14 protein-coding genes are annotated in these 15,258 nt (G+C 33.6%); 1 reads left to right on the forward strand and 13 read right to left on the reverse strand.

Annotated elements, in window-relative coordinates; genetic code table 11:
- From MHZ36_RS06905 to MHZ36_RS06945, 9 genes are all read right to left on the reverse strand, one after another.
- Positions 1-631, reverse strand: a 631-nt coding sequence (locus MHZ36_RS06905) for an IS110 family transposase (protein WP_239230892.1), incomplete at its 3' end; no start/stop codon positions are given.
- A gap of 276 nt (positions 632-907) precedes the next feature.
- Entirely contained in the window at positions 908-2,650 is a 1,743-nt protein-coding gene (locus tag MHZ36_RS06910) for a pyruvate oxidase (RefSeq protein WP_239230596.1), read from the reverse strand.
- Between the two features lie 78 nt (positions 2,651-2,728).
- Positions 2,729-3,415, reverse strand: a complete 687-nt coding sequence (locus tag MHZ36_RS06915) for an LrgB family protein (protein WP_239230598.1) — start codon at positions 3,413-3,415, stop codon at positions 2,729-2,731.
- Positions 3,416-3,802 carry a CidA/LrgA family protein gene (locus MHZ36_RS06920; protein WP_481867127.1) on the reverse strand — a complete coding sequence of 129 codons (387 nt, stop codon included), beginning with the start codon at positions 3,800-3,802 and terminating at the stop codon, positions 3,416-3,418.
- 278 nt (positions 3,803-4,080) lie between these two features.
- A complete protein-coding gene (gene cidR, locus MHZ36_RS06925; RefSeq protein WP_239230600.1) occupies positions 4,081-4,956 on the reverse strand; it encodes a cidABC operon transcriptional activator CidR in 876 nt (291 codons plus the stop codon).
- A 247-nt stretch (positions 4,957-5,203) separates the two neighbouring features.
- A complete protein-coding gene (nhaC, locus tag MHZ36_RS06930) occupies positions 5,204-6,664 on the reverse strand; it encodes a Na+/H+ antiporter NhaC (protein ID WP_239230602.1) in 1,461 nt (486 codons plus the stop codon).
- A 194-nt stretch (positions 6,665-6,858) separates the two neighbouring features.
- The gene (locus tag MHZ36_RS06935; RefSeq protein ID WP_239230604.1) at positions 6,859-7,830 is read right to left on the reverse strand and encodes an SMP-30/gluconolactonase/LRE family protein; all 972 of its coding nucleotides are present in this window, start codon (positions 7,828-7,830) and stop codon (positions 6,859-6,861) included.
- A 160-nt stretch (positions 7,831-7,990) separates the two neighbouring features.
- Positions 7,991-9,280 carry a hydroxymethylglutaryl-CoA reductase, degradative gene (locus tag MHZ36_RS06940; protein ID WP_239230606.1) on the reverse strand — a complete coding sequence of 430 codons (1,290 nt, stop codon included), beginning with the start codon at positions 9,278-9,280 and terminating at the stop codon, positions 7,991-7,993.
- The gene (locus tag MHZ36_RS06945) at positions 9,280-10,434 is read right to left on the reverse strand and encodes a thiolase family protein (protein WP_239230608.1); all 1,155 of its coding nucleotides are present in this window, start codon (positions 10,432-10,434) and stop codon (positions 9,280-9,282) included. The genes MHZ36_RS06940 and MHZ36_RS06945 overlap by 1 nt, the downstream gene beginning before the upstream one ends.
- Before the next feature lie 103 nt (positions 10,435-10,537).
- Between MHZ36_RS06945 and MHZ36_RS06950 the strand changes: the two genes are divergently transcribed.
- On the forward strand, positions 10,538-11,707 hold the full coding sequence (locus MHZ36_RS06950; protein ID WP_239230610.1) for a hydroxymethylglutaryl-CoA synthase: 1,170 nt from the start codon (positions 10,538-10,540) through the stop codon (positions 11,705-11,707).
- A gap of 172 nt (positions 11,708-11,879) precedes the next feature.
- Here the strand turns inward: MHZ36_RS06950 and MHZ36_RS06955 are convergent, their stop codons facing one another.
- The 4 genes from MHZ36_RS06955 to MHZ36_RS06970 all read right to left on the reverse strand — a co-directional run bounded on the left by MHZ36_RS06955 (position 11,880) and on the right by MHZ36_RS06970 (position 15,195).
- Positions 11,880-12,413 carry a methylated-DNA--[protein]-cysteine S-methyltransferase gene (locus MHZ36_RS06955; protein WP_239230612.1) on the reverse strand — a complete coding sequence of 178 codons (534 nt, stop codon included), beginning with the start codon at positions 12,411-12,413 and terminating at the stop codon, positions 11,880-11,882.
- 223 nt (positions 12,414-12,636) lie between these two features.
- Positions 12,637-13,329: an alpha/beta hydrolase gene (locus MHZ36_RS06960; RefSeq protein ID WP_239230614.1), complete on the reverse strand. Its 693-nt coding sequence runs from the start codon at positions 13,327-13,329 to the stop codon at positions 12,637-12,639.
- A gap of 46 nt (positions 13,330-13,375) precedes the next feature.
- Positions 13,376-13,840, reverse strand: a complete 465-nt coding sequence (locus MHZ36_RS06965) for a hypothetical protein (RefSeq protein ID WP_239230616.1) — start codon at positions 13,838-13,840, stop codon at positions 13,376-13,378.
- A gap of 179 nt (positions 13,841-14,019) precedes the next feature.
- Positions 14,020-15,195, reverse strand: a complete 1,176-nt coding sequence (locus MHZ36_RS06970; protein ID WP_239230618.1) for an amidohydrolase — start codon at positions 15,193-15,195, stop codon at positions 14,020-14,022.
- Positions 15,196-15,258 lie beyond the last annotated feature (63 nt).

Here is a 15,258-nt window from a genome sequence, read left to right on the forward strand (position 1 = left end):
CATATTTTTCTGCTTTATCCATTGATAGTCCCTTATCTGTAGAATTGAATATATACGTAATAAGTATATCCTTATTCATATCAATAACTATGTCTGGATGAGTAAATATTTCTGCGATGTTGAGTGCAATGATTGAATATCGACTACTAAATAATTTTTCTAAACCAGGAAATGTTTGATGGAGTAATTCAACAATCTCAACTTTAAGACGATTTTGTTCATTTTCAATCTCTAGATGAAAACGGGCACGTTCTCTTAATTCAAAGAATATTGTCTCATGTTTAGGTAAGCTGTCCGTTTGTTTGAGAGTAGGCGCTAAATGAGCGAGTTTGTGAGCATCAGACTGATCAGTTTTCCATGATCTTAAAGAACTCGTTCTAAATTTGGCCTCTAACGGGTTCATTTCAATATAGTTGATTTGATTTACACGACAAAATCGTACCATAGCTCTTGAATAGATACCTGTAGATTCAAAAATAATTTGTGGATGATCTAAGTCGTTCAAATACTTTGATAAATAGTTATAGCCATTTTTATTATTTTGAATGGTAAATTCCTCTTGGAATTTTTCATCTTTATAATGTGCAACTACACTATTTCTTTTACTAATATCAATCCCTAAACAATCGATAACTAAAACCTCCTTGTTTAATTTGAGAAGTTTAAACTTTACTTAACCTTTCTCATTTCATTTTCCTATACACGGTTTCAAGAACCCAACATACTACAAACGAATTTCAAAAGGCGAGAGTAAAGCTGACTAGTTTTTTATACGGGTTTAAAACCCAAGAGTCCGCACAGTCTACTCCTCTCTACAACTATAAAAAATAGCTGCGAAAAAATCTATCGTCATAGATTTCTTCACAGCTAATCTTAGTATGTTTATTATTCATTGCTATTTAATACTTTAGAAGAAACGTCTCATTGCTGTAGACATTGGTGGTAATTCATCTAAGTCTAATTTTTTGTCTTCTGTAATTGATCTATATGCCCATTTACCATAATTAATTGCTTCATCTTTTACAATTTTACCTGGTAATGGTGCAGCAGTTGGATCAACATATACGTTAACAATTGTAGGTTTATTTTGACTCATCGCATCTTCAACAACTTCATCAATGCGCTGAGGATCTGTCAATGTATAACCAACACCGCCACAACTTTCAGCAAATTGCGCTAAATCAATATCCGTAAAGTCGATTGCGTATTCTAATTCACCTGCAGCTTGTTGCTCATATTTAATAAATGATAATTGTTGATTGTTTAATACAAAAATTGTCATAGGTAAATCATATTGAACTGCTGTTGCAAAATCTTGCATAACCATTTCAAATGCACCATCACCGGCAATTCCCACGACTTGACGATTTGGGTATGCACGTTTAGCTGCAATAGCACCTGGTAATGCACAGCCCATTGTACCTAACCAACTTGAAATTATAAATTTATTATTTACTGTTAAATCTAAATAACGTGTCGACCAAACCGTTGATGTACCTACATCTATAGAGAAGATTGCATCATCTGTTCTCACTTTATTAATTGCATCCATTAAACGTTCAGGTCGAATTGGGCTACTTTCATCTTGTTTATCTGCAGCCATCCATGAATCCCAAGTTGCTTTACGTTCTAATGTTTTATTTAGGAAATCTCTATTTGATACAAATTTAACTGAATCAGTAAGTTGTTGTAATGCATATTTACTATCACCAACAATTCCAACATTGACATCAAAACGATGTCCAATTGCTTCTGGGTTTGTATCTATTTGTATTGCTTTAATATTTTTCTTAGGTAAATAATCTACATATGGATAATTTGTACCCACCATGATTAATAAATCTGCTTCTTGAACTGTTTGATAAGAAGTTTTAGTACCTATTTTACCTAAGTTACCAATGTTATATGGATGTGCATCTGGTAAGATGCCTTTCGCAGGTAATGTAATAATTGACGGTATTTTTGCTGCTTCAATAAATTCACGAACTTCATCTTTAGCATGCTTAGCACCTGTACCAATTAACATTACCGGGCGCTTACTTTTATTAATCAATTTAGTAGCTTTTTTAATACTTCTTGGTTTTGGTGCAATACGTGCTGGTGGTGCTGTATCGACAGCTGTGTTCGTATTATCCTTAACTTTATTTGTTAATAAGTTATTAGGTAAAATTAATACTGCAACGCCTTTTTTCTCATATGCTGTGCGAATTGCTTCATTAACAATACCGAAAATATCTTTATCGTTTTCAGAGATTTGACGATTGTACACTGCTACATCCTCAACCATTTTGCTAATATCAGTTTCTTGGAAGGCTTTCGTTCCTAATGCTGTACTGTTCGTTTGTCCAGATAGAATTAATTGCGGTACGTTATCCATTTTCGCGTCATACATACCATTTAATAAGTGAACAATACCAGGGCCACCAATACTTAAAGCAACACCAATTTTTCCAGTCAGTTTTGTATAACTTGCTGCTGCTAAACTAGCAACCTCTTCATGTCTTACATGTACAAACTCGATATTCTCTCTTACTGTTCTTAGACTGTCCACGACAGCATCTATTGAATCTCCTGGAATACCATATAAGTGATCAATATCCCAAGCCTGTAAAGCTTTGACCAACGCATGATTTGCTTTAATTTTTGCCATTTAAAATAGCTCCTTTCAAACATTTCACTATATATTTTTTTAAACTTCCAAAATCCAAAATCTATAAAAACAAATACTTTAGTATAAGAAAAGAATGAGTAAAGGTAACAACACAGAGCTCATCACTGCAGTTAATATCATACCTATTGAACTAAAAGCACCGGATTCTATATCCATCTCTAATGCTTTTGCAGTTCCAAATGCATGCGACGCATTTCCATATGTTAAACCTTTAGCAATTGATGTTTCAAATCTACCGAATCGTAAGAGATAAGAACCAACAATACTACCAATTAAACCTGTAGCTACGATAAACATAACAGTAATTGTGTCTATACCACCTAATTGATGAGATACTTCAATTCCTACTGCTGCAGTCATTGATCTAGGTAACATCGTCACAATAACTTCTTTGGAATAACCAAAAATTTTAAGCACGCTATAAACTAGTATGAAATTTAATAACACTGCTGCAAGTACACTACTAAAAATAATTTTCAAATGAGCCATTATCTTTTGACGGTTTTGATAAAGTGGAAAGGCCAGACATACGACCGTACAATTTAATAAATAATTTATCCATTGTCCACCTACCATATAGTCTTGATAACCTCTATTAGATAATAATAATACAATGATGATACCTATGGATGATATGAGTGCTGGATTTAAAAATGGGCTTTTATATCTTTGTTGTAATTTCTTTGCTCCTATATACATGATTACCGTTAGAACAATCATAAATATTGCTTTAAGTATTAACATCTAATTTTGTCCATTCCCGTATCTTGAAATTTTAACCATTTTTTCTGCAATAAAACCTGAAATTAATGCCACACAACATGTTCCAAAAATAACCATTGTAAAGAACAAAATAAAGTTTAAATCAATTTCTGATACAACATCCATAACACCTACGACTGAAGGTATAAAGAAAAATACCATAAAAGTCAAAAAGAAATTCGCACCATCATTCACCCATTTCGATGGAATAATTTTTAGTTGTAATAATATGAAAAATAAAAACAATCCAACAATACTACCAGCAATTGGGATGTGTAAAAATTGCTGTAGTACATTGCCAACATACGTAATTCCCATAATAACTACGATTTGAATGAGTGTTCTTATGATTTTATGTGTGATATGCAATACTCATCATTCCTTTAGAACAGTTATCTCAAACTGCTATATTTTGAATACATTTATAAGTATAGGCTACAAAAACCCATAATAAAAATATTGATTTTCAATACAAAGCATTACTTTTTTCTATGTAATCGTTTTATATTATAGTTATTTATAATCATTCAATATATAACCTTTAAATCCCTATTCTTTGTAAAACATATTAAGAAGCCTTCTAACCATCCAATCAAGATGTTAAAAGACTCCTTACTGTTATACTATATGTAGTTCTCGAATTACCATTATAGATGTAATTTCATAAAATCAATCCACTGTCTTGTGGCATGGCTTAAATATTTATCTTTTTTCCATATTACACCCAGTTCCCAACGCATCGCTTGATCCACAATTTTTATATTTTTAAAATTACTATCTAGCATATTCACAATATTTTCGGGCAATATACTCACACCAAGGTGTGCATTTAATAAGTTTTCTATAAAATTCCATTGTGAAATCTTAGATATTGTATTAGGTATAAAGCCAGCATTTTTAGCTGCTTCTATAATCTTATCATTTAAATAAAAGTCTTCATTAAACAAGATGAAGTCTTCATCTCTAAGCATATGCATTTCAATTTCATCATATTTGGCTAAATCATGCTCTTTATTTAAAACTAAGCGTAAATCTTCTTGATATAAAGGAATCGAATGAAAAATTGTCTTATCGACTGGTAAAGTTGTAATACCAATATCAATTTCATCATTGATAAGTTGTGTTTCTATCATTTTACCGCCGTTTTCAACTAGATTATAAGTTACGTTAGGATATTGTTGGTGAAATTTTCCGAGTATATGAATAAATTGATTCATATTCATTACAGCAGATAATCCAATACTAATATGTCCTGTTTCTAAACCAAGTAAGCTATTGATTTCCTTAGGCAAATCATTATAGAGCGTTAATATTTCCTTACACTTTTGATAGAATATCTTGCCTGCATCCGTTAAAACAAGTTGGCGTTTACTTCTATCAAAAAGCGGCATATTTAATTCTCGTTCTAGGTCTTTAATCGCTTTACTGATAGTAGGTTGCGCAATATACAACGCCTTAGATGCATTCGTCATACCATCTTGGTTTACAACCTCTACAAAGTACTTCATCTGCTTAATATCCATGTACTTCTCTCCTAATTTGAACAAAATGAATGTTTGATTACAATTAGTATAACACTTCTCTAAATGTGACAAAAAAATGTTAGTCACCCTGTTTAGTCATTAAAACTTGTAGGCATCAACTCAATCTACATCATCCGACATCACCAAAGTATCATCTACTTTTCAGTAATATTATTCATATATCTAGCAAGATGTAACATTTCTTAAAAACTTCACTGAATGTCCATGTTTATAATTTCCAAGCTTATTAAACTAACTCTGTTTTTTTATTTTGATTCAATTGATTATCGTTACTTCCATCTAATTTAACAATTTTAAAGCCAATATAGCCGAAAATAATTGAAATGATTGGCACAGTATAATTCAAAATGGCATATGGTGCGTATTCCATTACAGATACACCTAAAGTAGATGCAATAAATACACCACAGGTATTCCAAGGTACGAATACAGACGTAAGTGTCCCTCCATCTTCTAATGCCCTTGATAAATTTTTAGGGTGTAGATTTCTATCTTTAAACGTACGCGCATACATTCTTGAAGGAACAATAATTGAAATATATTGCTCTGAACATGTAATATTTGTACCAATACATGAAACAATAACAGATGTAATAAGTGCTCCAGTTGATTTGGCAAACATTAAAACAACAGATATTAAAGCCGAAAGCATACCAGAATATTCTAATACACCACCAAAAGTCATCGCTACTAACGTTAATGATATTGTATAGAACATAGATTCGAGCCCACCACGATTAAATAATTCATCAACTAATTTATTTCCTGAGTCAATTGTATAGCCTGTTTGTAACGCAGTTAATGCTTCAGTCAAATTACCACCTTGTACTAATATTTGTGCAAAAAATCCTAATATAATACCTACAACAATTGCTGGTATTGCTGGTACTTTGACAACAACTAAAACAATGACGATAAGTGGAATTAATAATAACCACGGTGTAATGACAAATTGCACTTGCATGGTATGTAATATTTTATCGATATTTTTAGTATCAAAATGACTTGCTCCAAATTTCTGTCCAATAACGAAAAAAGCGATTAATGTAATTATCAATGCAGGTATCGTTGTATAAAACATGTGCTTAATATGTTCAAATAAAGCGACACCACTTAATCCAGATGCCAAATTTGTGGTGTCAGAAAGTGGGCTCATCTTATCTCCAAAATAAGAACCACAAATAACAGCTCCAGCAACCATTCCTGGAGATATGCCCATACTAATTCCAATACCCATCGAAGCTACACCAACTGTAGCCATTGTCGACCAACTACTTCCAATAGCTAATGCAACAATTCCACATAACAATACTACAACTGTTAAAAAAAATTTCGGATCAATCAACTGTAAACCATAATAAATCATCGTAGCAACAACACCACTACCGATCCATGATCCTATGATTAATCCAACTAATATAATAATAACAATAGCTGGCAAAGCATGACGAATTCCTTTATACATCATCTCTTCGACTTCATCAAATGTATAACCATGTAACATCGTGACTATAATTGCTACCGCTGTACCAATCATAAGTGGGATATGCGGTTGCTTTTCAAGAATAGCAACTGTAAATAACATACAAATAATCATAATTGCCAATGTGAATACTGCTGAAATAATACCGATTTCTTTTTTCGTTGTGACTTTGTCTTGTTCAGTTCCTTTTTTCTTATTAAACATTTCTAGCGCCTCCCTTTGTTAAATAAATCATACCTAAAAAAGAAAGCGCTTTCAATATTGTTTTTCGTTCTATATTCTATATAAAAAATTAGAAACTTAAATTCAGATTGTTCTTTAATTTTTTCAGAAAACAAGACAATAATAATAGAGTGAGCACACGTAATAACATGCACTCACAACAATTTCATCTTCTATTAATGGAATTGGTAACTATGGTGCCCATTTGCAAATCCTTTTGCAGTAAAAATCCAAGATGCACCATCATTTTCAATATCATTTGCACAAATTAGCAGTTGATTTGTGCCAGGTATAAAAGCGGGATGTGTAGAACGTAACATCTCTCCTTTATCTCTTCCTGGTATTAAAATTTGACCAATTGGATACCCCTTAGGATTAAATACCAATACTCTACCTTGTCCATACATTGCGACATATAGATTATCATCTGCATCAATACAACAGGAATCCGGCCCTTCATGTCCAGTAAAATGATATGGTATTGATGCGCCAAACGGTGCAATTGTTACACCATCTTCTAATAAATCTACTCTATGCAAACGATTAGCATTTGTTTCTGTTATCCACAATGTGCGCTCATCCGTACTGAGTGCAATACCATTAGCCACTGCCAGATTCAGTAGTACTGGTGTTATAGTTTTATATTCTGGATCAACATAATAAACCCCACCTTTAGGGTCAGTGGAATATCCTCTGAAATCAGTAAAATAAAAACCACCTTTACTATCAAATACTAAATCATCCACACAGTATTCTGTATCTATATCAGATAAAATCATCTGTTGTCGCTCACCTGATTGATCTACTGCATAAACGCCACCTGAATCTTTAAAATCTCCTAAATAACATATAAATAATCGACCGTCTTTATGTATTTTCACTGCTGCTGGATTATCCTTTTTTGCAGTAAATAGTTTATTTACCTTTCGTTCAGGCATCTTCACTTTAAAAATTGTTCCACCAAATACTTCACATAAAATTAAATCGCCTTGTCTATCAAAACATAGCCCCTCTAACTGTAAACCATTATCAGAAATTTTCACCCATGGTTCTGCTGTAACAGATTGTAAATTAGATTCATATGCTTGCAATGGAACTGCTGTAGCCGACGCACCTGTATATTCTAATTTTGGAATTTGATTGGACACACTATTCCCTCCTTAATTGTTTTCATACACATTTTATGATAACGCTTACTTCAATGTTAAAAGACACCTCTTATAAAAACAAGCCTAAATGCATCGACTAATAACGATAAACCAATCCATTTACCATCATTAAATATTGCATTTAGACTTACTTAGACAATTACTTTAATGATACATTTGCTCTAATTTCAGATAACAAACGTTCGGCAACCGCAGTATTCGCTTGAGGTTCTTCCTTTAATAATTGAGCAACTTGCTCAATTTCAGCTCCTTGTGCACCAACTACGATAGCTAAAGATTTAAATTGTAAGCTCATATGCCCTTGTTGAATCCCTTCAGACACAAGTGCTCGACATGCTGAGAAATTTTGTGCAAGTCCAACTGCAGCGACAACATGTCCTAGTTCTTGCGCAGAATCTACTTTCATTAAATCTAAAGCTGCCTTCGCAACTGGAAGCACCTTCGTTCCTCCTCCTACAGTTGCTAAAGTCATTGGTACTTCGATTGTACCAACCAATCTATGACGCAACTCATCGTAATGCCAAGTAGCAATACCACGATATTGTCCGTCTTTACTAGCATATGCATGAGCACTCGCTTCTGCACCCCTTGTGTCATTTCCAGTAGCTAATACAACTGCATGAATACCATTCATAACACCTTTATTATGTGTTGCAGCACGATGAATATCGACTTGTGCGAGCACAGATGCACGTTCCATGCGTTTTGCAACCGTACTTCCATCATGATTACCTTTGGTTAGTGAATCCACATCAATTTCACCTTGTACTTTCACCACTGATGCTGTTGCATGATTAGAAAGAATACTCATTAATATATCTATATCCACTAATTCATTTTTTAAGTATGCAGTTATACCTTCTAATATCGTATTTAACATATTTGCACCCATTGCATCTTGAGTATCAACATATATTTTCAACGATAATAACTGTGCTTCCGCAAATGTATCAATTTCAATTTTATGGTAACCACCACCACGTTTTAAAATAGACGGATACGCTTCATCTGCAATTTGCTTTATTTTTGGCTCTAAGGTTTGTAACTTTGCTGATAAGGCTGTCGTATCCTCTACACCATCAAATACAATTTGTCCTATCATCAAACGTTGACTTTCGACAACTTTGAACCCTCCAGTTTGATTCACTAGTTTAGCACCATAACTTGCAGCTGCCACAACAGAAGGTTCTTCCACCATCATAGGTACAATGTAAGACTTATCATCAACTATAATTTCTGGTAGTAAACCAACAGGCAAGGCACCTTGACCAATAACATTTTCAATCAAACTGTCAGCAATTTCTTCCGAAATCAGTGGATCATTTAGAAACATAGCTTTGTTTTCTTCACTTATCCAACCCTTACGCGCTAATTCTTCTAGCTTTTCTTCACGTGATAAATGACGAAATGTCTTACTTAACCTTTCCATCATTCATCCCCCTTTTCAATTAACATAGCAATACCTAAACCGCCACCTATACAAGCAGTTGCAATACCAGTTTGTTTCTGTTCTTGTGACAGTGTATTTACCAATGTTGTCACAAGTCTTGTTCCACTCGCACCAATTGGGTGTCCTAAAGCGATTGCTCCACCGTATAAATTGAGTTTTTCTTCAGGTATGTTTAAATTTTTTGTAACGGGAATGCTTTGAGCGGCAAATGCCTCAGTCATTTCAACAATATCAACTTCATCGATTGATTTGTCTGCTTTGTTTAATAGCTGCGTTACTGCATGATAAGGCGCATAACCCATAAATTCAGGATCACAACCAATCTCAGCATGTTCACCTACATATGCTAATACTTCAAAGCCTTCTTGTTTTGCATAATCTGCATCCATTAAAATCACCGTTGAAGCACCATCATTAATACTTGAAGCATTTCCACCTGTTACCGTTCCATCTTCTTTAAAAATTGTTTTTAATGTTGCCAATTTCTCTACGCTACTATTACCTCTAATGCCTTCATCTGTAGTCATCCACTCACCGTCTACATCTTTTAACGGGACAATTTCATTATCAAATTTACCGGCAACTGTTGCTTCATGTGCTTTACGTTGAGATTCATTGGCAAATTCATCTTGTTGTTCTCTCGTCACATTATATTTTTCAGCAATTTTTTCTGCTGTGATACCCATTGGTACATTCATAAAAGCATCTGTTAAGCCATCATGCATAAAGCTGGCAACTGGTGTTTCATCTTCTTTTAAAATCAGTTTAGGTGCATTGGTCATGCTTTCAACACCTCCAACAGCAACAACCTTTGCTTCCCCTAGTTGTATTAGTTGTTTACCTAAGATAATTGATTTTAAGCCCGAACCACAGACTTCATTGATTGTCATTGCTGGTACAGTATTTGGTATTCCTGCATTTATCCCAATTTGTCGAGCAGGATTTTGACCACTACCGCTCTGTAATACATTGCCATAAATGACTTGGTCTACAACTTCAGGATTAATATCAATAGCTTTCATTGCTGATTTTAATGTTTTCGTTCCTAGTTCTACTGCTGAATAATTACTTAATTTCCCTTTATATCTCCCGATTGGTGTACGTTTAGCGCTAACAATAGCTATTTTATTCATTTTATATCTCCTTTGTAACTATTTTTAAATTATTGTATTTTATTCGTTGGTTTTGGTATGATACAATTGCTTATTTATATACAGAAAGGTGTCGATACGCTTTATGACAGTTGGTATTGATCAAATTAATTTTTATGTTCCAAAGTTTTATGTAGATATGGCTAAACTTGCCGAAGCACGTCAAGTTGATCCAAATAAATTTTTACTCGGTATCGGACAAACTGAAATGTCAGTAAGTCCAATGAGTCAGGATATCGTATCTATGGGTGCAAATGCTGCCAAAGAAATCATCACGGAAGAAGACAAAAAACAAATCAGTATGGTTATTGTTGCAACAGAATCAGCGATTGATTCAGCTAAAGCTTCAGCAGTCCAAATACATAACTTGCTAGGTATTCAACCATTTGCGCGTTGTATTGAAATGAAAGAAGCTTGTTATGCTGCAACGCCTGCGATTCAGTTAGCTAAAGACTATTTAGCACAACGTCCAGACGAAAAAGTTTTAGTCATTGCAAGTGACACTGCACGATATGGTATAAAATCAGGTGGCGAGCCTACACAAGGTGCAGGTGCTGTTGCCATGATGATATCACAAAATCCACGCATTCTAGAATTAAATGATGATGCAGTTGCATTCACTGAAGACGTTTATGATTTTTGGCGTCCAAGTGGCCAACCCTATCCACTAGTCGATGGCGCTTTGTCAAAAGATGCATATATCCATTCTTTCCAAGAAAGTTGGAATGAATATGCCCGTCGTCATAATAAATCATTAAGTGATTTCTCATCACTATGCTTCCATGTACCATTTACTAAAATGGGAAAAAAAGCACTTGATTCTATTTTAACAGATGCTATTGATGAAGAAACAAAAGAACGATTGACTACTGGTTATGATGCGGCGACTTATTACAATCGCTATGTAGGTAATATCTATACTGGTTCACTTTATTTAAGCCTGATTTCATTATTGGAAACACATAACCTTACTGCTGGTGAAAACATTGGTTTATTCAGTTACGGTTCTGGTTCTGTTGGCGAATTCTTTAGTGGTAAATTAGTTGAAGGTTACCAAGATGCTTTAGACATTCAAAGCCACAAAGATTTACTTAACAATCGTACTGAAATCTCAGTAGAAACTTATGAAGCGTTCTTCAAACGTTTTGATGCGTTAGAATTTGATCATGCTACTGAGTTAGATAATGAACATAATCGTATTTTCTATTTAGAAAGCATTAATGATCATATCCGTAACTATAATACCTTAAATTAATCTTTAAATCACTTAATCGCATGTCTTAGAAAATGAAATTACGCATTTATAATTAACATCTATTTTAAAGACTTGTAATTATTAAAAAATCACCTCCACGCTTTATTTTACTAATGCGTTGGGAGGTGATTTTCACTTTTTAATCATCGTCCTGATATCATGATGCTAATCCTCAAGGTTTTGTGCTAAATTTTGGTCTATAATAATCATCCATATTCATGTCTTCTAGCTTAAATAATGCTATTTTTGTATCAATCCCTCCACCATAACCGGTAAGATTACCATCTTTACCTACAACTCTATGACAAGGAATAATAATTGAAATAGGATTACTACCAACTGCACCTCCAACCGCTTGAGATGACATCGTTGTTTTTCCTCTTTTAAGCCCAACGGCTTGAGCTATTTCACCATATGTCACAGTTTTACCATGAGGTATCTCTAACAACAAATCCCAAACTTGTTTACGAAATGCTGTTCCTTCTGGAGCTAAAGGAAAATTAATTTCTGGATTATTTCCCAAGAAATATTCATCTAACCATTGCTTCACTTTGTCAAAAACCGGCAAATCTGAAGACACAAGTTTCTCACTATAATGATTTTCATAATCCTTGTGCTTCGGTAACCACAAACCAGTAAGGTTAATGCCATCAGATGTTAAAGTAATACGACCAATAGGTGCGTCATAGTGAATTTTATAATGCATACAAAACCTTCTTTCCATTCCCTAAAATTATTAACTTTATCATAATGCTATCACTATTTGATGTAAACTAATTGCTAACCACTTGCTTTTCCATTCAAATTCAGATATTAGCAAAATAATATAAAAGGATTAATATACATTCCAATCTATATTTTTCAATTCAACTTATTTAATTTCTTCAACTCATTCACTACGTAAATCTATTATGATATTCACACTCTTATCAGTACATTTTTTTTATTGCTTTAATAAAGTACTTTTTGAAAAATCGTTGCCGATGAAGCCCTTTTCGATATTTTACAAATTGAAATGTTCCATCTTCAGAAATTAACAATTCTTCTAAAATATTCACGCACTGGTCTGTATTGGTAACCATTGTTTGATTTAAATGATTACTGTTCACACCTTCTAATGCACCGACGTACCAATAAATGTGTTGTTCATTATTAACAATAGCTTGATGTCTCATAAACGAAGTGAATTGAGGATACCAAACCGACGGCGAAATTAAGATATACTTGCCAAATATATCATTATGTTTAAACAATGCATATAATGATACCAAACCACCAAAAGAAGCACCGGCAATACCAATATCCTCTCTTTTTTGAGAGATATTAAAACACTTTTTTAAATATGGAATCAATGAGTGGGTCAACCACTCTAGATATACATCCGCTTCTCCTTTATACATAACATCTGCGACTGAAACTGGCCATGGTGTATATTCACTCGTTCTATCATGAGGCATTACACCAACAAATATCACTTCAGCATCTATATCTTTAAACAGATAATCACCATCTTGTACAATAAGGAGTGGATAGTTTCGCGTTGAGTTATTAAAATAACTCTTCGGCAGTTTAATCTTTAATTCAAAATTTCCATAACACAAATTTAGTGTTCTCATATTCATAATTCTCGCCTACTTTCCACACTGCTATCACACTCACTTTTGAATTTTACTGAAAATTATATAATCCAATTTCATTTTCATTTGCATATTCTAAAGCAAGAATTTCTAGCAGATTAATCATTGATGGATTACCTTTCACTTTAATATATTGGAATTTTAAGTTATATGCTTCTGCTCTAATATCCTGTGATTCTACTTCTTGAAAATGATGCTGTTCAATAAATGTTTTTCTAAATTTCGCTGTTCCAGCATCAGATTTTGAATTAAATTGGGCTAGTTTACTACTTAAATCTTTCTGCGTGAGTTTATGCCCGGTCATATATCCACCAGCTTGACCAACAAATAATGGCTGTTTGTCTTCAAAAATCACAAAAATACCCTTTTGATCTTGTAATTTACTTCTACTATCAGCATCAAATTTAAGTGCTTTTGCTTTGTCATATTTAAATAATTTTTTTAGTGGTTTATTATAATCTTCTATTAAAGTTGCCAATTTCTTATCGCCATTCATTAATCCATCATCCTTTGTAAATTTTCTTATTATTTTATATATACACTTAAAAATGAAAAATTAAACTAACAAGATAATGGCTTCTAATCACGAATGCTTATGTCCATCGATTTAAACATAAAAGCTACCAGCAATGATGTCAGGTAGCTCTATCTGTGAAACATTAAATTTTTCTTACTTCAATTTAAATACTTCAATACAGTTAATCCAACAGCTTCGGCTGCAACACGCATTGAAGCTTCACTGATATTAAACTTTGGATGATGATGTGGGTATGCTTTACTATCCTCGGGTGCTGCTCCAGCGTATATAAATACACTTGGTACTTCCTTAGCATAATAAGCAAAATCTTCTGACGGAGGTTGCGCTTCACAACGTTCTATATTTTTAATGGCATCTGTTTTAGCATGAGTAAGCGTATCTACTACAAATGACGTGAATTCCGGGTCGTTATATAATGCGGGATAATCATCATGATATTCGAGTTCACATGTCACACCAAACATTGCTTCTAATCCTTTAGATAATCTATGCACTTCGTACTTTATGGTTTGCTTTGTTTCATCAGTTAATGCACGCACATCCCCTTCAATTGAGACGCAATCCTTTATTACATTAAATTGACCTTTTCCATCAAAAGAACCAATCGTCACTACACCTGTTTCAAATGGATTTAGACGTCTTGAAACCACTGTTTGTAATACTGTTACGAAGTGCGCACCTGCAACAATTGCATCATTGGCAGAGTGCGGTGAAGAGCCATGGCCACCTTGCCCTATTACTTTAAGTTTAAAGAAATCTCTACCTGTTTGAACATTTTTTTCACGGTAGTATATATTTCCAACTTCCATATTACTCATTACATGCAATCCTAATACGTGATCTACACCATCTAATACACCGTCTTTTATCATACCTTGTGCACCTCCTGGAGGTACCTCCTCTGCTGGTTGATGTATGACGATTACTTTACCGTTAAATTCAGATTTAAGTTCTATTAATGTTTCTGCCAAGATAAGCATATATGCGGTATGCGCATCATGCCCACATGCATGCATAATCCCTTTATTTTTTGAAGAAAACGACAATCCTGTTTGTTCTTCAATAGGTAATGCATCAAAGTCAGCACGTATGGCAATCGTTTTCCCTTTCTTACCACTATCTATCGTAACCTTAACACCATTTGGACCAATATTTCTTTCAACTTCACAATCTTTATCTTTATAGAAATCTGCAATATACTGTGGCGTTGCTTCTTCATGAAATGATAGCTCTGGATGTTGATGTAAATAACGACGTATCTCAATCATTCTTTGTTCTTTACTTTTCAAAGCTTCAATTAGTGCTTTTGACATACTATATTCCTCCTAATAATTCTTTTTTAAATGTTAATATAATTTTCTAACTAAATACTGAAC

It is taken from the genome of Staphylococcus sp. ACRSN (assembly GCF_022346615.1).
Lineage (GTDB): Bacteria > Bacillota > Bacilli > Staphylococcales > Staphylococcaceae > Staphylococcus.